The organism is Variovorax sp. 10N432 (genome assembly GCF_056394465.1).
In genome coordinates, this window is record NZ_JBFTHX010000055.1 from 1 (window position 1) to 17,608 (window position 17,608).

The 17,608-nt window shown below is 68.6% G+C and carries 18 protein-coding genes and 2 tRNA genes; 9 read left to right on the top strand and 11 right to left on the bottom strand.

The genetic code is table 11. From position 1 onward, the window contains the following. Nucleotides 1-387 (bottom strand): hypothetical protein (locus tag AC1DF3_RS33585; protein ID WP_478142345.1); only part of this gene is annotated, 387 nt, incomplete at its 3' end. Between the two features lie 1,491 nt (nucleotides 388-1,878). On the opposite strand from AC1DF3_RS33585, the gene AC1DF3_RS33590 reads away from it, so the two are divergent. Further along, nucleotides 1,879-2,367 (top strand): BON domain-containing protein, encoded by a 489-nt coding sequence (locus tag AC1DF3_RS33590; protein WP_286533092.1) that lies wholly within the window; start codon nucleotides 1,879-1,881, stop codon nucleotides 2,365-2,367. A gap of 1 nt (nucleotide 2,368) precedes the next feature. On the opposite strand, the gene dkgB is transcribed toward AC1DF3_RS33590, so the two are convergent. Together dkgB and AC1DF3_RS33600 are read right to left on the bottom strand one after the other, a co-directional pair. Next, nucleotides 2,369-3,178: a 2,5-didehydrogluconate reductase DkgB gene (gene dkgB, locus AC1DF3_RS33595; protein WP_478142346.1), complete on the bottom strand. Its 810-nt coding sequence runs from the start codon at nucleotides 3,176-3,178 to the stop codon at nucleotides 2,369-2,371. Continuing rightward, entirely contained in the window at nucleotides 3,175-4,380 is a 1,206-nt protein-coding gene (locus AC1DF3_RS33600) for an MFS transporter (RefSeq protein WP_478142347.1), read from the bottom strand. The genes dkgB and AC1DF3_RS33600 overlap by 4 nt, the downstream gene beginning before the upstream one ends. Before the next feature lie 107 nt (nucleotides 4,381-4,487). Here AC1DF3_RS33600 and AC1DF3_RS33605 point away from each other — a divergent pair, with 107 nt between their 5' ends. Both AC1DF3_RS33605 and AC1DF3_RS33610 read left to right on the top strand, forming a co-directional pair. Next, a complete protein-coding gene (locus AC1DF3_RS33605; RefSeq protein ID WP_478142348.1) occupies nucleotides 4,488-5,372 on the top strand; it encodes a LysR substrate-binding domain-containing protein in 885 nt (294 codons plus the stop codon). A gap of 179 nt (nucleotides 5,373-5,551) precedes the next feature. Then, entirely contained in the window at nucleotides 5,552-5,791 is a 240-nt protein-coding gene (locus AC1DF3_RS33610) for a DNA-directed RNA polymerase subunit alpha C-terminal domain-containing protein (protein ID WP_286533096.1), read from the top strand. A gap of 24 nt (nucleotides 5,792-5,815) precedes the next feature. On the opposite strand, the gene AC1DF3_RS33615 is transcribed toward AC1DF3_RS33610, so the two are convergent. Next, the gene (locus AC1DF3_RS33615; protein ID WP_286523989.1) at nucleotides 5,816-6,013 is read right to left on the bottom strand and encodes a hypothetical protein; all 198 of its coding nucleotides are present in this window, start codon (nucleotides 6,011-6,013) and stop codon (nucleotides 5,816-5,818) included. A gap of 129 nt (nucleotides 6,014-6,142) precedes the next feature. On the opposite strand from AC1DF3_RS33615, the gene AC1DF3_RS33620 reads away from it, so the two are divergent. Further along, entirely contained in the window at nucleotides 6,143-7,357 is a 1,215-nt protein-coding gene (locus AC1DF3_RS33620; RefSeq protein ID WP_478142349.1) for an NUDIX hydrolase, read from the top strand. Nucleotides 7,358-7,514: 157 nt separating this feature from the next. On the opposite strand, the gene AC1DF3_RS33625 is transcribed toward AC1DF3_RS33620, so the two are convergent. Both AC1DF3_RS33625 and AC1DF3_RS33630 read right to left on the bottom strand, forming a co-directional pair. Next, nucleotides 7,515-7,889 carry a VOC family protein gene (locus AC1DF3_RS33625; protein WP_286532126.1) on the bottom strand — a complete coding sequence of 125 codons (375 nt, stop codon included), beginning with the start codon at nucleotides 7,887-7,889 and terminating at the stop codon, nucleotides 7,515-7,517. Between the two features lie 30 nt (nucleotides 7,890-7,919). Then, nucleotides 7,920-7,996, bottom strand: a tRNA-Arg gene (locus tag AC1DF3_RS33630). Nucleotides 7,997-8,140: 144 nt separating this feature from the next. Between AC1DF3_RS33630 and AC1DF3_RS33635 the strand changes: the two genes are divergently transcribed. Together AC1DF3_RS33635 and AC1DF3_RS33640 are read left to right on the top strand one after the other, a co-directional pair. After that, nucleotides 8,141-8,959, top strand: coding sequence for a class I SAM-dependent methyltransferase (locus AC1DF3_RS33635; protein ID WP_478142350.1), 819 nt, complete (start codon nucleotides 8,141-8,143; stop codon nucleotides 8,957-8,959). 67 nt (nucleotides 8,960-9,026) lie between these two features. Beyond that, nucleotides 9,027-9,386 carry an SPW repeat protein gene (locus AC1DF3_RS33640; protein WP_286532123.1) on the top strand — a complete coding sequence of 120 codons (360 nt, stop codon included), beginning with the start codon at nucleotides 9,027-9,029 and terminating at the stop codon, nucleotides 9,384-9,386. A gap of 73 nt (nucleotides 9,387-9,459) precedes the next feature. Here AC1DF3_RS33640 and AC1DF3_RS33645 read toward each other — a convergent pair. The 4 genes from AC1DF3_RS33645 to AC1DF3_RS33660 all read right to left on the bottom strand — a co-directional run bounded on the left by AC1DF3_RS33645 (nucleotide 9,460) and on the right by AC1DF3_RS33660 (nucleotide 12,337). After that, nucleotides 9,460-9,536: transfer RNA gene (locus AC1DF3_RS33645), tRNA-Pro, on the bottom strand. 51 nt (nucleotides 9,537-9,587) lie between these two features. Further along, nucleotides 9,588-10,292 (bottom strand): glutathione binding-like protein, encoded by a 705-nt coding sequence (locus tag AC1DF3_RS33650; RefSeq protein WP_286532121.1) that lies wholly within the window; start codon nucleotides 10,290-10,292, stop codon nucleotides 9,588-9,590. 73 nt (nucleotides 10,293-10,365) lie between these two features. After that, nucleotides 10,366-10,626, bottom strand: coding sequence for a UBP-type zinc finger domain-containing protein (locus AC1DF3_RS33655; RefSeq protein ID WP_478142351.1), 261 nt, complete (start codon nucleotides 10,624-10,626; stop codon nucleotides 10,366-10,368). A gap of 28 nt (nucleotides 10,627-10,654) precedes the next feature. Then, a complete protein-coding gene (locus AC1DF3_RS33660) occupies nucleotides 10,655-12,337 on the bottom strand; it encodes an FAD-dependent oxidoreductase (RefSeq protein ID WP_286532116.1) in 1,683 nt (560 codons plus the stop codon). Between the two features lie 134 nt (nucleotides 12,338-12,471). Here AC1DF3_RS33660 and AC1DF3_RS33665 point away from each other — a divergent pair, with 134 nt between their 5' ends. The 3 genes from AC1DF3_RS33665 to AC1DF3_RS33675 all read left to right on the top strand — a co-directional run bounded on the left by AC1DF3_RS33665 (nucleotide 12,472) and on the right by AC1DF3_RS33675 (nucleotide 16,060). Continuing rightward, complete coding sequence (locus AC1DF3_RS33665) at nucleotides 12,472-13,335, top strand: GNAT family N-acetyltransferase (protein ID WP_478142352.1); 864 nt, start codon at nucleotides 12,472-12,474, stop codon at nucleotides 13,333-13,335. A 121-nt stretch (nucleotides 13,336-13,456) separates the two neighbouring features. Next, a complete protein-coding gene (gene ppk1, locus AC1DF3_RS33670) occupies nucleotides 13,457-15,595 on the top strand; it encodes a polyphosphate kinase 1 (protein WP_286532114.1) in 2,139 nt (712 codons plus the stop codon). A gap of 3 nt (nucleotides 15,596-15,598) precedes the next feature. Then, nucleotides 15,599-16,060, top strand: a complete 462-nt coding sequence (locus tag AC1DF3_RS33675) for a SixA phosphatase family protein (protein WP_286532113.1) — start codon at nucleotides 15,599-15,601, stop codon at nucleotides 16,058-16,060. Nucleotides 16,061-16,065: 5 nt separating this feature from the next. Here AC1DF3_RS33675 and AC1DF3_RS33680 read toward each other — a convergent pair whose 3' ends face one another. Then, the gene (locus AC1DF3_RS33680) at nucleotides 16,066-17,583 is read right to left on the bottom strand and encodes a Ppx/GppA phosphatase family protein (protein ID WP_478142353.1); all 1,518 of its coding nucleotides are present in this window, start codon (nucleotides 17,581-17,583) and stop codon (nucleotides 16,066-16,068) included. Nucleotides 17,584-17,608 lie beyond the last annotated feature (25 nt).

The following is a 17,608-nucleotide window of genomic DNA, read 5'->3' on the forward strand; positions in this document are numbered from 1 at the left end:
GCTGTCCATGAGGCCGGCGGCCGTCCCGCCCACGGTCCAGCTGAGCTGGGGCGTCTGGGCGAAGGTGTTGTACTGGTAGCCGGTTATCTGCAGATCGGTGACGCCCATGCGCTGCGACGGATCGTCGGCGACATAGGTGAGGTTGGCCGMGCTGGTGGAATAGAGGCCGGCGTCGGCCGTCGGCGCACCACCGATCTGCCAGGTGCCGGCCAGGGTGCCGCGGCCCGGGATGTYGAGGGGATTGGCCGGATCRTGSGCGWAWAGCGTMGGAAYGCCRGTGTTGTCGACGGCAGCGACCCCGGCGGCGGGGCCGTAGCGRTAGGCGATGCCGGCRTCCTTGCTCATCTGGGCCGCCATGGCCCGATAGGACGTGGCGATGACGTTCATCGACGAATCCACGACGTCGCCCGAGATGGGGGCGGGTGCTGGTGCCGGAGCAGGTGCCGGAGCCGGAGCCGGAGCGGGAGCGGGAGCCGGAGCCGGCGTTCCTGCCGTCAACGATTCGCAGACACGGGGCGCGGCAACGCCAGGCTCACCGAAGATTGTTGCACCGCAATAGACGGGCTGGTTCCCGGGCACGGGACTGATAGACCAGTTCGTTCCCTTGCCGAAGCGCACGATCGCGTTGGTCGGCAGCGTGAAAACCTGGCCCTCGTTCGCGACGAAAGTCGCGACTTGGCCTGCCGGAGCCGGAGCCGGAGCCGGAGCCGGGGCCGGGGCCGGGGCCGGGGCCGGGGCCGGAGCCGGAGCCGCCGGTGCCGGTGCCGGTGCCGGTGCGGGTGCCGGAGCCGGAGCCGGAGCCGGCGTTCCTGCCGTCAACGATTCGCAGACACGGGGCGAGGCAACGCCAGGCTCACCAAAGATTGTTGCACCGCAATAGACGGGCTGGTTCCCTGGCACGGGACTGATAGACCAGTTCGTTCCCTTGCCGAAGCGCACGATCGCGTTGGTCGGCAGCGTGAAAACTTGGCCCTCGTTCGCGACGAATGTCGCGACTTGGCCTGCTGGAGCCGGGGCTGGAGCCGGAGCCGGGGCCGGAGCCGGAGTGGGAGCCGGAGCCGGAGCCGGAGCCGGCGTTCCTGCCGTCAACGTTTCGCAGACACGGGGCGCGGCAACGCCAGGCTCACCGAAAATTGTTGCGCCGCAATAGACGGGCTGGTTCCCGGGCACGGGACTGATAGACCAGTTCGTTCCCTTGCCGAAGCGCACGATCGAGTCGGTCGGCACTGTGAAGACCTCGCCCTCGTTGGCGACGTGGGCCGACACCTGGCCGGCCGGAGCCGGGTAGGCGGCGACCGTGACCGCAGCAAGTACGGCACCCTGTTTGCCGGTCGGCGTGGCCACCGAAGCGCTCGCATCGGCGATCAACGTGCCGGTTCCATCCACAGTGGATGCGGACTCGACTTTGTCGATCCCGCCCGGCGCGGCGACACCCAGTCCACCGCTGCTACCCCCACCCCCACAACCTGCCAATGTCCCCGCTGCGATAAGAAGCAGTAGAGAACTTTTATCTAATGTTTTCAACAAAAAGACCTCGAAATTAAGACGAATGCCGGTTTGTACGTGGGAAGGGTCCTACGCGGCAAGTATTCTTTCAATTCTTTTCGTTATGTGTATTAACTGCTTGGGCGCTGTTACAACCGTATTGGCCAGTGACGAATTCGGCGACAACTGCCTGTTATCCGCCGGAAAATGCATGTAAGCGCAGGCAACATTCTGTCAACTGATTTCATCATGCGGGATTAATAGATTCGTATTCAGCCTACAGCGAATTGAGGCCCCGTCCGCCGCGCTATTACAGGCACTCCTAACACAATTCGCGGACGCGAGAAGCCGTCGGGTCGGCTCTCGCGCCAACCGTGAATAGGAGAGTCTTCGATGAGCAAGAGGTGGATCAGCGGCCTGGCAGCGGCGAGTTGCGTTCTTGGGCTGATCGCGTGCACGGAGCGGGCCGGAGATTCGACAGGCAAGCGCGCGGACACCGTCGGTCAAGCGGAGAAGGCGGCGGCCGCCGCGGGCAACAAGGCGGCCGAAATGGCAGAGTTGGCGCGCGACAAGACCCGCGCCTTCATCACCTCGCCGGAGGTCAGGCAGGACGCCGCGGCGGTCGGAAGCGCGATCAAGAACGCCGGCAACGCAGCCGTGGGCACCGTCGACGACGCCGCCATCACCGCATCGGTGACCCGGGCCCTGGCCAAGGATCCGGCGCTGAACGCGGGCCGGATCGAGGTCGAGACCCGCGCTGGCGTCGTGCATCTGGCGGGCCACGCCCCCAGTGCGGCCGCCAAGGCGCGGGCGGGCGAACTGGCCGGCGGCGTGCAGGGCGTGAGCGCGGTCGACAACGCGCTCGAAGTCCAGGCCCTGTGATTCAGTCCCAGGCCGGCGCGAGGCCCTCGGGACTGGTCAGCCGGCCGTTGCGGTCCAGCGCGGCGATCCGCGCCATCTCGGATTCGCTGAGGCGCAGTTCGCGCGCCAGCAAGTTGCTTTCCAGGTTGGCGCGCCGGGTCGACGACGGGATCACCGCGTACCCCAATTGCATGGCCCAGGCCAGCGTGACCTGGGCCGGAGTCGCCTGCCGCGCCGCCGCGATTTCGCCTATCACCGGGTCCTTCAGCACCGCGCCGTAGCCCAGCGTCATGTAGGACGTGATCGGGATGCCCTGCCCGAGGGCGAAAGCCACCGCCTTGCGGTTCTGCAGGTAGGGATGCAACTCGATCTGGTGGGTCGCGATCTCGCTGGCGCCGACCGCCGCGATGGCTTGCCGCATCAGTTCGATATTGAAGTTCGACACGCCGATCTGCTTCGCGAGGCCCTGCGCCTTGGCGTCAGCCAGTGCGCCCATGAACTCGGCCACCGGCACGGCACCTCCGGGCGACGGCCAATGGATCAGCACCAGGTCCGCGCGGTCGGTGCGCAGCTTGGCAAGGCTGTCCTTCAGGCTCGGGACCAGCTTGTCGGCCGCGTAGTTGTCGGTCCAGATCTTGGTGGTCAGGAACAGCGCGTCGCGCGCCACGCCGCTGGCGGCGATGGCTTGCCCGACCTCGGCCTCGTTGCCGTAGATCTGGGCCGTGTCGATGGCACGGTAGCCGAGTTCCAGGCCGGTCGCGACCGAATCGATGGCGGACTGGCCCTGCAGGCGGAAGGTGCCGAGGCCGAAGAGAGGGAGGGTGTGGATCATGAGGTGGTCCTTGGTTGACGGAAATCGAGGGAGGGCGTGGCCGGGCGGGCGCGGTCGAGCCGACCGCTCCAGGCCGTGAGCGTCAGCGCGACCAGCACCACCAGCGCGCCGATCCAGCCCGTATGGACCAGTCCCAGGTGCGTGACCACCAGGCCACCGGCCCAGGCAGCGCCGGCGATGCCGAGGTTGAAGGCCGCGATGTTGAGGCCCGAGGCGACGTCCACCGCCTCCGGCGCGTGGCGCTCGGCTTGCTGCACCACGTAGACCTGCAGGCCGGGCACGTTGCCGAAGGCCACGGCACCCCACATCAGCACGGTGGCGAGGGCGAGCCACTTGTGCGGCGCCGTGAAGCTCAGCGTCAGCAGCACCGCCGCCAGCAGGGCGAAGATGATCTTGAGCGCCGGCACCGGCCCCAGCCGGTCGGCCAGCTTGCCGCCCCACAGGTTGCCGGCGGCCACTGAGAGCCCATACACCAGCATCACGCCGCCGACGGCGCCGGGGCTGAAGCCCGACACCTCGGTGAGGATCGGTGCCAGGAAGGTGAAGGGAATGAACGAGCCCCCGTAGCCGATCGCGGTCTTGGCATAGACCAGCAGCAGGCGCGGCTCGGCCAGCACGCGGAGTTGCTGCCCCAGCGAGGCGGGCGGCCGGTGGCGGATGTCGTTCGGTACGAACAGAGCACTGCCGATGAAGGCGATCACGCCGAGCGCAGCGACGGCGAGAAAGGTCTCGCGCCAGCCGAAGTGCTGGCCGATGAAGGTGCCCAGCGGCACGCCGGTGACCAGCGCCACCGTCAGGCCGGTGAACATGATGGCGATCGCGCTGGCGGCCTTTTCCTTCGGCACCAGGCCGGTGGCGATGGTCGAGCCGATCGAGAAGAACACGCCGTGGGCGAGCCCGGTCAGGATGCGCGCGGCGATCAGCGTCTCGTAGCCCGGCGCCTTCCAGGCCAGCAGGTTGCCGAGCGTGAAGAGCGCCATCAGGCCGAGCAGCAAGGCCTTGCGCGGCAGCTTGCCGGTCAGCGCGGTGAGCACCGGCGCGCCAATGGCGACACCCAGCGCGTAGAGGCTGACCAGCAGCCCGGCGGAGGGCAGGCCGATCTGAAGGTCGGCCGCGATGGTGGGGATCAGGCCGACGATCACGAATTCGGTCGTCCCGATGGCGAAGGCGCTGATCGTCAGCGCCAGCAAAGCAATGGGCATGAATGCACTCCTTGGAATCAGGGGTGCGAGTGTGGCGGCTTGACCTTTGCAGAATAAGAGGGTTGGAAGCACAATTTATTTGACTTGAAATCAACAATAGGAAAACTGTGAAAACCACTGTCGAGGAGTTGCAGGCCTTTGTCGCGGTGGTCGATGGCGGCTCCATCACCGCGGCTGCCGACCAGCTTGGCCAGACGGTCTCGGGCATCAGCCGCGCGCTCGGCCGGCTCGAGCGCAAGCTGGCCACCACGCTGCTGCGCCGGACCACGCGCCGGCTCGAACTCACCGAGGAGGGGCGGGCCTTCCTGGCGCGGGCGCGGGCGATCCTGATCGCGATCGACGAGGCCGAGGAGCAGATGGCGGCGCGGCGCCAGCAGCCCGCCGGGCGGCTGCGGGTCAATGCGGCGTCGCCGTTCATGCTGCATGCCATCGTGCCGCTGGTGCCGGCGTTCCGCATGGCCTATCCGCAGATCGAGCTCGAACTCGACAGCGACGAACTCAACATCGACCTGCTTGAGCGTCGCACCGACATCGCGATCCGCATCGGCGCGCTGCGCGATTCGACGCTGCATGCGCGCCCGCTCGCCACCAGCCGGCTGCGGGTGCTGGCGAGCCCGAAATACATCGCCGAGCAAGGCCGACCGAAGAACGTGGGGGGACTCGCCCGCCACACGGTGCTGGGCTTCACGCAGCCCGAGTCGCTCAACCGCTGGCCGCTGCGCGGGCCGCATGGCGACGAATGGCCGATCACGCCGGCGCTCACGGCATCGAGCGGCGAGACGCTGCGCCAACTCGCGCTCGCCGGGGCGGGCATCGTCTGCCTGGCCGACTTCATGACCGCAGCCGATTGCGCCCGGGGCGATCTGGTGCAACTGCTGGCGCGCGACACCGTCGAGGTGCGCCAGCCGATCAACGCGGTCTACTACCGCAACACGCAACTGTCGGCGCGGATCACGTGCTTCCTCGACTTCGTCGGCGAGCGCCTGGGTTGAGGCGAAGGTTCTGGAAAACCCTGTATGAAAAAAAGTCAACCGTCTGAAAAAAGAACAATTCGAATGTTCTCTATTCGGTCGAAACGGTTGATTCTCCAGTGAAAATCCCTGAAAGGCGGGTGTCCCAGGCCTGGCATGAACTGTGCAAGTTCCAGTCATCGTTCTCAGGAGGCTTCGCCATGCATCCACGCCATCCCACCCACGCCGCCACGCCCGACCCGATTCTCGACGCCGACATCGCCGTCCTTCGGCTGTGCGACCGAACCACCAACCTGCTGCGCGTCAACGAACTCAACACGGTCCGCGACCTGGTCCGGCTGCCGGCCCGCAAGCTGTTCGCGCTCTCGCGGCTGGGCCGCAATTCGCTGCGCGAGATCGTCGACAGCGTCGACCGCCAGGGCCTGCGGCTGGCTGAATGAGCCGGCGACCCGGCGATCGCGGTCTCAGCGACCCTGGTTCAGGCGTTCGCGACCCTGTTCGGTCAGGAACTTGCCGCCTTGCCGGTCGCAGCCGACCAGCCCGTTCGACAGCAGGCGCTCCGACACGCTGATTGCCTCGGTCGGCGAGCGCCGCGTATGGGCCTCGTGCAGGGCTTGCAGCGTGCGCCATTGTTCGTCATTGAGCTGAATCTTCTTGACCAAGTAAAACCTCCGTCGACGCGCGGGAGTGTGGCGCAATCGGCGGCTTGCTTCCTCCCCCCTACAGACGAGGCGCGAAGCTGGTAAAACCGCAGCCGACCTCGAATGAACCCAGCTTCTCACTCTCCCCCGTTGGCGCCCAGGCGCCCGATCCGTTTCGCGGCCACGCTGATCGTCCTGCGCGATGGCGCCGCCGGCCTCGAGGTGCTGATGCTGCGCCGCGCCGAGAAGGAGGGCGACCAGAACAGCGGCGCCAGCGTCTTCCCCGGTGGCGGTGTAGACCCCCAGGACCGCCTGCTCCATGGCTGTTGCGACGCGCTCGACGATGTCGCGGCGAGCCGCCGCCTGGCGTTGCCGGCGGGAGGCCTCGATTTCTACGTGGCGGCGATCCGCGAGTGTTTCGAAGAGGCCGGCCTGCTGTTCGCCAGCGAGGCCGAGGGCCGCCCGGTCGCCCTCGACGTGCTCTCCGATGCCGAAGTCGCGGCGCTGCGGGCCACCGCGGAGGAGGGCGCGGCCTCGCTGCGCGGGTTGTGCGCCGAGCGCGGCTGGCGACTGGCGGTCGATCGGCTGGCCTACTTCGCCCACTGGCTCACGCCGCCGGGCATGCCGCGGCGCTTCGACACCCGCTTCTTCGTCGCGCTGGCGCCGGACGGGCAGCAGGCCCGCCCCGACGGCCGCGAAACGGTCGAGCATTTCTGGTTGCGGCCGGTCGAGGCCCTCGATCCGGCCCGCGGGCTGCGGCTCATGAACGTGCAGCGCCGCGTGCTGCAGCAATTGGCGGCCTTCGGCAGTGCCGAGGCTTGCCTGGCGCACGCCCGCGGGTTGCCGCAGATCCCGCTGGTCATGCCGCGCCGTGCCTTGGCGGCGGACGGGCTGCGTGCCGTGAACCCGGACGAGCCCGCCTACGCCGAGATCGCCCGCATCGACCCGGAGGGCGAGGGCCACGGCCGCTGCGAACTGGAGGACGGCCTGGTCATGTCCCTGTCGCCGCGCGTGCTGCGGGTGACCGTGCGTCGTGCCGGCGTGCTGGTCAATGGCTATCTGGTCGGGGGCGCCCGCAACGAATGGGCGCTGATCGACGTCGACGGCGGCGACGAGCGGCATCGGGCCTTGTTGCTGTCGTCGGCGCCCGGGCCGGTGCGGTGGGTCCTGTCGGTGCAAGACATGCCGATCGCCCTGGGCGAGCGCATCGACCTCGGCGGCTGCGGGCTGCGGGTGCTGCGCCAGGGCTGGCTGCTGGAAGAAGAGCGGATGCTGTTCGCGGCCGAGGCGCCCTCGGCCCCGGCCCTGCCCGCCGGCGAGGTCGAGTGGCTGGCATTGCGCAGCGGCTTCCTGCTGCGCATCTGAGATGCTTGCGGGACAGATCAAGAAACTGCACAGCGGTTTTTGCTCTGTCCTCAACTGACTAGGATGCTTGCGGGACAGACCAAGAAACTGCGCAGCAGTTTTTGCTCTGTCCTCAACTGACCAGGGCTTGCGGGACAGACCAAGTCCGACAGCGCCGTCAGAGGCTCTGGATCACCGCCATGATGTTGCCTTCGCTGTCCTTGAACCACGCGGCCCTGGCGCCGCCCTGGGTCACGATGCCGCTGGCGTCCTGGCCCGGCATGCCGTAGGTCTCGAAGACCACGCCGCGCGCCTTCAGCTCGGCCACCTCGCGCTCGATGTCCGCCACCTGCCAGAAGGCCTGGCTGGCCTGCGAGGTGCCTGCGTTGGGGGTCGGATAGAGAAAGCATCCGGTGCCGCCGGCGAACGCGTAGTGCACGCCGCCCGCGATTTCGGCCGCGGGCGTGAAGCCCAGTTTCTCTTCGTAGAAGCGGCGCGCGCGAGCCATGTCGCTGGCGGGGATGTAGGCGTACAAGGGGGATTGCTGCAGCATCGATGTCTCCTGGGCGGGAATCACGTGCAATGGCGCGGCGGACAGGAATCGAACCCGTAACCCCCAGCTTAGAAGGCTGGTGCTCTATCCGGTTGAGCTACCGCCGCGCAGAGAAACTGAAAAGCCGCGACCGGGCATGCCGGGGGCAGCGGGTGCGAGACCGCGATTCTACGGTGGCCGCGGGCGTTGGCGGCGGCGAGGTGGCCGGTGATACTGGCGGGCGGCACGAACGCCACAGGCAGGAGGCCTTCATGGACACACCCGGTTCCGACGCGAAGTTCGCGGGCTCGATTCCCGAGCTCTACGACACGCACCTGGTGCCCCTGATCTTCGAACCCTATGCGCTCGACCTCGCGCGCCGGGCGGAGGCGCTGGCGCCGGGCCGCGTGCTCGAGACGGCGGCCGGGACGGGCGTCGTCACCCGCGCGCTCGCAAGGACGCTCTCGCCGCAGGTCGAGCTGGTGGCCACCGACCTGAACCCGCCGATGCTGGCGCGCGCGGCGGCCGTCGGCACCGCGCGGCCGGTGACGTGGCAGCCGGCCGATGCCATGCAGCTGCCGTTCGAGGCGGCGAGGTTCGACCTGGTGGTCTGCCAGTTCGGCGTCATGTTCTTTCCCGACAAGGCGGCCGCCTTCGCCGAGGCGCGGCGCGTGCTTCGGCCCGGTGGCGCGCTGCTGTTCAACGCCTGGGACCGCATCGAGGAGAACGAATTCGCGGACGTGATCACCGCCGCGCTCGCCGTGCTCTATCCCGACGATCCCCCACGTTTCATGGCGCGCACGCCGCACGGCTATTTCGACCGCGAACTGATCGCGCGGGACCTGGCCGCGGCGGGATTCGAAACGGCACCGTTGAGCGAGACCGTGACGGCGCGCAGCCGCGGCCCCTCGGCCCAGGCGGTGGCGCTTGCCTACTGCCAGGGCACACCGCTGCGCAACGAGATCGAAGCACGCTCGGCGGATGGATTGGCGAGCGCCACCAGCGCCTGTGCACAGGCCCTGGAAGCGCGCTTCGGCAGCGGCGCGGTCGACGGGCGGATCCAGGCCCGGGTGGTCTTGGCAAGGAACTGAACCATCGAGGCGTCGTTGAAGTCGAACGAGGGTCGCCGCGATCATGCGACGACAGGAGGTTAAAGCCATGAAGCACGTCAAGCACTGGCAGGATCCGCTGAACGCGGCGCTCGGTGTCTGGTTGATTCTGTCGCCCTGGGTCGTGGGCTTCCAGGACCAGGCCACGCCATCCATGAACGCGGTGGCCGTAGGCATCTTGCTGGGCGCCACGGCGCTGGGCGCCACCTTCGTTCCCCGCGCATGGGAAGAATGGACCGAAGGCGCTCTTGGGCTCTGGATGGTCATCTCTCCGTGGGCGCTCGGCTTCGCCTCGGTGCGCGACCCCAAGATGACCGCCGTGGTCACGGGCGTCGCTGTCGTCGTCCTGGCCCTCTGGGTGCTGGCGACCGACAAGGACTACATCCACAGGGGCAAGCCGGCGCACTGACTGCCGGCGCGCGAGCCGCGAAAGGCAAAACGCCTGCAAGAACCGAAGTCCGTGCAGGCGTCTACTTTCTTGATGGTCGGGGCGAAAGGATTCGAACCTTCGACCCTCTGGTCCCAAACCAGATGCGCTACCAGGCTGCGCTACACCCCGACGAGCCTTCGATTCTAACCCGGGAATCGGGGCCAGGCCGGGCAGCGCGCCTCAATGACGCTGATACTGCGTGCTGCCGAACAGGATTTCGCGTTCCTTGTCGCCCGTGAGCGGCTGCCGCAGGTCGGCCAGCACCTTGACGCCGCGCTGCACCGCGGGCCGGGCGGCGATGCCCTCGAACCACTTCTTCAGGTGCGGGTAGTCGGCCAGCACGATGCCCTGGTTCTCCCAGCTGCGCAGCCACGGGAAGATCGCGATGTCGGCGATCGAATAGCTGTCGCCGGCGATGAACGGGTGGCTCGACAGCTGCTTGTCGATCACGCCGTAGAGCCGCTTGGCCTCGTTGCTGTAGCGCTCGATCGCATAGCCGATCTTCTCGGGCGCATAGAGACGGAAATGATGGGCCTGGCCAAGCATCGGGCCCACACCCCCCATCTGGAACATCAGCCACTGAAGCACTTCGTAGCGCTCGCGGTCGCCCGTCGGCAAAAACTTGCCGGTCTTGCCGGCCAGATAGACCAGGATCGCACCGGACTCGAAGAGCGAGATCGGCTGGCCGTCGGGTCCGAGGGGATCGGTGATGGCTGGAATCTTGTTGTTCGGGCTGATCTTCAGGAAACCGGGGTCGAACTGGTCGCCCTTGCCGATGTGGATCGGGTGCGCGCGGTAGGGGAGGCCGCACTCCTCCAGCATGATGTGGACCTTGTGGCCGTTGGGCGTGGCCCAGGAATAGACGTCGATGGGGGCTTGGGTCATTGTTGCGTCGGGATGAAAAGCCGGCCAGCATAGCCCCGGCCGGGATTTCTTGCCGGCCGCGCCCCGGGTTCGCCTACCCGACCTGGCTCCCATGCGCATAGCACCACATCCAGTCCTCGTCCGGCTCCAGCGACGCGACGACGGCATGCCCGGTGGCGTGGAAGTGCCGCGTCGCGTGCTGGTTCTTCGACGAATCGCAGCAGCCCACGTGGCCGCAGTGGACGCACAGCCGCAGGTGGACCCAGCCGTCGCCGAGCGCAAGGCATTCCTCGCAGCCGGCCGACGACGGCGGCACGATGACGTTCGGCACGTGGGAGCRGGGGTAGACGGACATCGCGGGGACTCCTTTGTCGTCGGCCGCGTCAGGCCGCCGTCGCGGCTGCGGCAGCCAGATGCTGATGGATCAGGGCGACCACAGCGGCGCCTTCGCCGATGGCGCCGCCGACCCGCTTGACCGAGCCCGAGCGCACGTCGCCGACCGCGAACACGCCCGGAACGCTCGATTCGAGTGCCGCCGCGGTCTTGGCCGGAAAGCCGCCGCGCGCCACCTGGCCCGTGAGCACGAAGCCGTGCTTGTCGAGCGCCACGCCGCAGCCCTGGAGCCAGTCGGTCTCGGGCAGGGCGCCGATGAATAGGAAGATGTTGCGCGCCGGGCAGTCTTCCTGCAGGCCGTTGCGGCGGTCGCGCCAAGTGGCGCCGTTCAGGCCGCTGGCCGGCTCGCCATGGAGCGCCACCAGCTCGGTGTGCGGGTGCAGCTCGATGTTGTCGCTGGCCTCGATGCGATCGATCAGGTAGCGCGACATGGTGGCGGCCAGCGAAGGCCCGCGCACCAGCACGTTGACCTTGGCCGCATGCTGCGACAGGAACACCGCCGCCTGGCCGGCCGAGTTGCCGCCGCCGACCAGCGCGACCTCCTGCTTGGCGCAGAGCTTGGCTTCGAGTGCCGACGCCCAGTACCAGATCCCCCGGCCCTCGAAATCGGCCAGCCGCGGTACCTCGGGCCGACGGTAGCGCGCGCCGCTCGCGATCACCAGGGTCTTCGACCTCAGCCGCCTGCCATCGGCCAGGTGGACCGAGACTTCGCCGCGCGTTTCGGCGGCGCTGCAATCGAGCGATTCGACCTGGGCCGGGATCAGCATCTCGACGCCGAACTTCTGCGCCTGCACATAGGCGCGCCCGGCCAGCGCGCCGCCCGAGATGCCGGTCGGGAAGCCGAGGTAGTTTTCGATCCGGGCACTGGCGCCGGCCTGGCCGCCGAAGGAGCGGCAGTCGACCACGATCACGCGCAGGCCTTCGGAGGCGGCGTAGACCGCGGTGGCGAGCCCGGCCGGTCCCGCGCCGACCACCAGCACGTCGAACAGGTCGTCGTGGTCGATGCTGTCGACCATGCCGAGGCAGCGGGCCAGCGCGTGCTCGGTCGGGTTGGGCATCACGCTGCCGTCGGGGCAGACGGCCAGCAGTTCGGCTTCTCCGTATTGCTCGAGCAGCGCGGCCGCGTCGGCGTCCTGGGTCACATCGACCACGTGGTACGGATAGCCGTTGCGGCCCAGGAAGTTCTGCAGCCGCAGCACGCCGGCCGATTGCGGCGGCCCGATCAGCACCGGCCCGCTGGCGCCGGACTCGATCAGCGCGACCCGGCGCAGGATCATCGCGCGCACCAGCCGCTCGCCCAGGTCGGCCTCGGCGATGATCAGCGCCCGCAACTGGTCCGGGGGCACCAACAGGGTCTCGACGTCTGCTTCGGCGTGGCCATCGACCAGGGCGGGACGCCCCGACAGCTGGGCGATCTCGGCCAGGAAATGCCCCGGGCCCTGGTGTTCGATCGGCACCACGTGGCCGAGGCCGTCGCGCTGCGTGATCGCCACCACGCCTTCGAGCACGACGAACATCCCGGGCCCGGGCTCGCCGGCCCGGAACAGGCAGTCGCCGCGCGCATAGCGCCGCACGCTGCCGAAGCGCCGGATGCGCCCGATGTCCTGCGCGCTCAGGACCGGAAACATCTGGTGGCGGCGGGTCTCGACTTCGATTCTTGCTTCGGTGGCCATCGGCTCTCCATTGGAACGAATTTGCGGATTAAACGCTGAAGCGGCCGGCAGCGCCGGCCGTCATCGAATTGCCTTCGAACGGACATGCTTGTTTCACCGCGGATGCCGAGACTGCCTTCGCAGAAAGGGTCCCCATGAAAGAACTGCCCACGCCCACCTTCCCGTTTTCGCAGCTGGGTCTGCGCGGCGCCTTGTGGCCCGCGCCGGAACCGGCACGCCCTGCCGATGCAATTGCCGTGCCCCGCGCCCGACCCGTGGCCGCCGACAGCGCCGCCGCCATCAGCGTCAGCTGGGCCCGCCACCAGGACGAGGTCCGTGCCGCCCAGCGGCTGCGCTATGCGGTGTTCGCCGGCGAAATGGGCGCGCGGCTGACGACGCCCGTCGCCGGCCATGACATCGACCTGTTCGACGACTTTTGCGAGCACCTGCTGGTGCGCGACGACGCCAGCGGCCAGGTGATCGGCACCTACCGGGTGCTGACGCCGGCCCAGGCCCGGCGTGTCGGCAGCACCTACAGCGACATCGAGTTCGACCTGACCCGGCTGCGCGACCTGCGCGAGCGCATGGTCGAGCTGGGCCGCAGCTGCGTCCATGCCGAGCATCGTCAGGGCGGCGTGATCCTGGCGCTCTGGGGTGCCCTGGCGGGCTTCATGAGCCGCAACAAGCTGGACACGATGATCGGCTGCGCCAGCATCCCGATGTGGCATCACGGCGTGACCAGCGGCGATGCCGCGGCCAGCATCTGGCGTCAGCTCTCGGCCACCCACATGGCGCCGATCCAGTACCAGGTACAGCCGCGCCTGCCGCTGCCGGTGCAGCGCCTGGACGGCGCACTCGACGTCGAGCCGCCGGCGCTCATCAAGGGTTACCTGCGCCTCGGCGCCAAGGTGCTCGGCCCGCCGGCCTGGGATCCTGATTTCAACACCGCCGACCTGCCAATGCTGATGCGCATCGACGATCTGCCGGCGCGCTACAAGCGTCATTTCCAGGGCCGGTGAGCAGCGCCGGCGCCGCGGAAACTTGTCATGTGACAGTCACAAAATTGTCATGTTCGGACTCGACACTGGCAAGCTGCGACCACTTAGCATTTCTGCGGCGGTTGTTACAGAATCCTTCTTCATGTCGCCTGCCACTCTCGACACCACGCCCGCCATCGCCGAACCCGCCCTGACCCTGCTCGATCGGGACCATGCCATCCTGGCCTTCAACGAGCGCGTGCTCGATTGGGCCTACCGCGCCGAAGTGCCGTTGATCGAACGGCTGCGCTATCTGTGCATCGTTTCTTCGAATCTCGACGAATTCTTCGAGGTCCGGGCCGCGCCGCATCTGGCGGCCGGCGTCGCCGGCGAGCAGAAAGGCAACTACACGGTCGAGAGCTTCGAGCGGCTGGCCGCGGCGGCGCATTCGCTGGTGGGGCGCCAGTACGGGCTCTACAACGAAGCCCTGATCCCGGCCTTCGCGGCGCAGGGCATCCACATCATCTCGCACGGCGAGCGCAACCCGGCCCAGCGCAAATGGGTGCACGAGTACTTCGAGCGCGAGGTGCGCCCGCTGCTGATCCCGGTCGGCCTCGATCCGGCCCATCCGTTCCCGCAGGTCGCCAACAAGTCGCTCAACTTCATCGTCCGGCTCGGCGGCAAGGACGCCTTCGGCCGCGAGAACCCGATCGCCATCCTCAAGGTGCCGCGCGTGCTGCCGCGGGTGATCCGGCTGCCGGCCAAGCTGTCGGGCGGCAAGACGCTCTTCATCGCGCTGTCGAGCGTGGTGCGGGCCCACCTGTCGAGCATGTTCCCGGGCCGCGAGGTCGGCGAGTTCTCGCAGTTCCGCGTGACGCGGCATTCCGATCTCGCGGTCGACGAAGAGGACGTGCGCAACCTGCGCACCGCGCTGCGCCAGGGGCTGCAGCATCGCCACTACGGCCAGGCCGTGCGGCTGGAGGTCTCGGCCAGCTGCGCCGAGGCGCTGGCGAGCTTCCTGCTGGCACAGTTCAACCTGCCGGCGCCGGCGCTCTACCGGGTCCACGGGCCGGTGAACCTGGCACGCCTGACCCAGCTCATCGACCTGCTCGAGGAGCCGCAGCTGCGCTTCCCGCCGTACCAGGCCTCCTATCCGATCACGCTGTCGCCGGGCCAGTCCTTCTTCGACCGGCTGCAGCGCGGCGACGTGCTGATCCACCAGCCCTTCGAGAGTTTCGGCGGCGTGCTGGCCTTCTTGCGCGAGTCGGTGCAGGACCCGCAGGTGCTGGCGATCAAGCAGACCATCTACCGTACCGGCACCGACTCCGAGCTCATGGACCTGCTGCGCGAGGCCGTTCGCCGCGGCAAGGAGGTGACCGTGGTGGTCGAGCTCAAGGCGCGCTTCGACGAAGAGGCCAACATCAACTGGGCCGAGATGCTCGAGTCGATCGGTGCCCAGGTGGTCTACGGCGTGGTCGGCCTCAAGACCCACGCCAAGATGCTGCTCGTGACCCGCCGCGAGGGCAAGAAGATGCAGCGCTACGGCCATCTGTCGACCGGCAACTACAACCCGCGCACCGCCGCGCTCTACACCGACATCAGCCATCTCACGGCCGACCCGCTGCTGACCGCCGACATGGAGGCGGTGTTCGTCCACATGGCCAGCCAGAGCCGGCTGCCGAAGCTCCATCGGATGTGGCTGGCGCCTTTCGACCTGCATCGCAACCTGATCGCCCGCATCGATGCGCTCGGCGCGGCGTCCGCAGCCGGCGAAGCCACGCGCATCGTCGCCAAGATGAACGCACTGACCGACGAGGCATTGATCGCCGCGCTGGTCCGCGCGGGCCAGCAAGGCACCAGGATCGACCTCATCGTGCGCGGCGCCTGCACCTTGCCGGCGCAGGTGCCGGGGCTGACCGACAACATCCGGGTGCGCTCGGTGATCGGCCGGTTCCTGGAGCATTCGCGGGTGTTCTATTTCCGCCAGGGCCAGGACGAGTCGCTCTACCTGTCGAGCGCCGACTGGATGAACCGCAACATGCTGCGGCGTATCGAACTGGCCTGGCCGGTGACCGATCCGGTGCTGCGCCAGCGGCTGATCGACGAGTGCCTGGTGGCCTACCTTCACGACGGCCGCGATGCCTGGGACCTGGGCGCCGACGGCGCCTACCATCGGGTCTACGAAGATACCCATCCGGGCGAGGAGGGCGCCTCGCGGGCCATCGAGGCCCATGGCGCCCAGACCGCGCTCATGAACCGCTACGCATCGCGCGGACGCAGTCGCGCCGCATCACGGGACTGAACCATGGACCTCATTTTCTGGCGCCACGCCGAGGCGGACGACTGGGTGGAAGGCTGCGACGACATGCAGCGCTCGCTGACCGCGCGCGGCGAGAAGCAGGCCAAGCGCATGGCCGCCTGGCTCGATCGCCAGCTGCCCGAGGGCACCCGGATCATCTGCAGCCCGGCGCGGCGCTGCGAGCAGACCGCCCTGGCGCTCGGGCGCAAGTTCAAGATGCGCACCGAGCTCGCCCCCGACACCACCCCCGATGCGCTGCTGGCGGCCGCCGGCTGGCCGAACGGCAAGTCGGTGGTGCTGCTGGTCGGCCACCAGCCTTCGCTGGGGCAGGCGATCTCGCTGCTGCTGGGGCTTCAGCAGGACAGCTGCCCGGTGCGCAAGGGGGCGGTCTGGTGGATTCGCACGCGCGAGCGCGACGGCGACGTCCAGACCGTGGTGGTGACCGTCCAGGCGCCCGAACTCTTGTAGCCGCCTCAGGAGCCCGAGAGCTCCACCCGCCACGGCGTCTTCTGCCAGGCCAGGACTTCCTCGCGCAGCAGGTGGGCGGACTGCGGGAACAGCGCCGACCAGCCGGGACGGCAGCCGACGATGAAGCGCCGCCCCTCGGGACGCTCCAGCGTCAGCCCCTGCAGGTCCGGGTCGCGGCGCGCGTGGCACAGGATCACGGCCAGCCGCAAGGCGATCAGCTGCGAGACGAAAGCCTCGTCGTCGAGTGCGCTTTCGAGCTTGCGCAGCTTGCCGCGATGCCCGAGCACCAGCTGGCTCAAGGCATGCATCTCGTTGACGGCGAAGCCGGGTGCGTCGGCGTTGTCCAGGATGTAGGCGCCGTGCTTGTGGTATTCGCTGTGGGAGATCTGGGCCCCGATCTCGTGCAGTTGCGCGGCCCAGCCGAGCTTGCGCAGCGCCCGGCCGGCCCGGCTGGTGGTGCTGCCGCCGCGCGCCGCGGGGTTCAGCTGCACATACAGGGAGGCCGCGGTCTCGCCCACCCGCTTGACCTGGGCCCGGTCGACCGGGAAGCGGGCCGCGAGCCGGGCCACGGTGGCGGTGCGCAGGTCGGCGACGACGTCGTCGCGCTCCAGCAGTTCGTACAGCACGCCATGGCGCAAGGCCCCCTGGGCGACCCGCATCTCCTCGATCTCGAGCAGGTCGAACACCGCCCGCAGCACGCTGACGCCGCCGCCGATCACCGGCTTGCGGTCTTCGCGCATGGCATCGATGCGCAGCCGATCGGCGCTGCCGGCCCGCAGCAGCCGGTCGACCAGCCAGTCGAGGCCTTCGCGGGTGACCAGGCCCGGCTCGTAGCCGGCCGCGGCCAGCACGTCGCCGACGGCACCGATGGTGCCCGAGGCGCCATACACCACGTCCCAGCGGTCGGGAAAATAGGTGCCCAGCGCGTCGTCGAGCACGGCCTTGGCCGCCACTTCCGCGGCCTGGAAGGCCGCCGGGGTGAACAGGCCCTGCGGGAAATGCTTCATCGACCAGGCGACGCTGCCGACCCGGTACGACTCCATGACTTCGGCCTCGTGCGCCTGGCCGATGATCATCTCGGTCGAGCGGCCGCCGATGTCGACCACCAGGCGGCGTTCGCGGTCGCTGGCGTCGGTGTGGGGCAGGGTGTGGGCGACGCCCTGGTAGATCAGCCGGGCCTCTTCGCGCCCCGTGATGACGTCGATGCCGAAACCGAGCACGGTGCGCGCGCGCAACAGGAATTCGTCCCGGTTGCGGGCCTCGCGCAGGGTCTGGGTGGCGACCGCACGGACCTGGGAGCGGTCGAAGCCGGCCAGGCGTTCGCCGAACCGGGCCAGGGCATCCCAGCCGCGCTGCATCGCCTCGGGCGTCAGGTTGCGCGCGTCGTCCAGGCCGTTGCCCTGGCGCACGGTCTCCTTGAGGTATTCGGTGCGGTGGATCTGGCCATGGTCGACCTGGCCGATCTCGAGCCGGTAGCTGTTCGAGCCGAGATCGACCGCGGCGAGGCGGGTTCCGTTTTTCATGATGAGGTGGAGAGGTCGGGGCCTG

Bases quoted from the DNA above. Each gene is read 5' to 3' on its own strand.
- AC1DF3_RS33590 (WP_286533092.1), top strand. From the start codon at position 1,879: ATGAGCAAGAGGTGGATCAGCGGCCTGGCAGCGGCGAGTTGCGTTCTT.
- dkgB (WP_478142346.1), bottom strand. From the start codon at position 3,178: ATGATCCACACCCTCCCTCTCTTCGGCCTCGGCACCTTCCGCCTGCAG.
- AC1DF3_RS33600 (WP_478142347.1), bottom strand. From the start codon at position 4,380: ATGCCCATTGCTTTGCTGGCGCTGACGATCAGCGCCTTCGCCATCGGG.
- AC1DF3_RS33610 (WP_286533096.1), top strand. From the start codon at position 5,552: ATGCATCCACGCCATCCCACCCACGCCGCCACGCCCGACCCGATTCTC.
- AC1DF3_RS33625 (WP_286532126.1), bottom strand. From the start codon at position 7,889: ATGCTGCAGCAATCCCCCTTGTACGCCTACATCCCCGCCAGCGACATG.
- AC1DF3_RS33635 (WP_478142350.1), top strand. From the start codon at position 8,141: ATGGACACACCCGGTTCCGACGCGAAGTTCGCGGGCTCGATTCCCGAG.
- AC1DF3_RS33640 (WP_286532123.1), top strand. From the start codon at position 9,027: ATGAAGCACGTCAAGCACTGGCAGGATCCGCTGAACGCGGCGCTCGGT.
- AC1DF3_RS33650 (WP_286532121.1), bottom strand. From the start codon at position 10,292: ATGACCCAAGCCCCCATCGACGTCTATTCCTGGGCCACGCCCAACGGC.
- AC1DF3_RS33660 (WP_286532116.1), bottom strand. From the start codon at position 12,337: ATGGCCACCGAAGCAAGAATCGAAGTCGAGACCCGCCGCCACCAGATG.
- AC1DF3_RS33665 (WP_478142352.1), top strand. From the start codon at position 12,472: ATGAAAGAACTGCCCACGCCCACCTTCCCGTTTTCGCAGCTGGGTCTG.
- ppk1 (WP_286532114.1), top strand. From the start codon at position 13,457: ATGTCGCCTGCCACTCTCGACACCACGCCCGCCATCGCCGAACCCGCC.
- AC1DF3_RS33675 (WP_286532113.1), top strand. From the start codon at position 15,599: ATGGACCTCATTTTCTGGCGCCACGCCGAGGCGGACGACTGGGTGGAA.
- AC1DF3_RS33680 (WP_478142353.1), bottom strand. From the start codon at position 17,583: ATGAAAAACGGAACCCGCCTCGCCGCGGTCGATCTCGGCTCGAACAGC.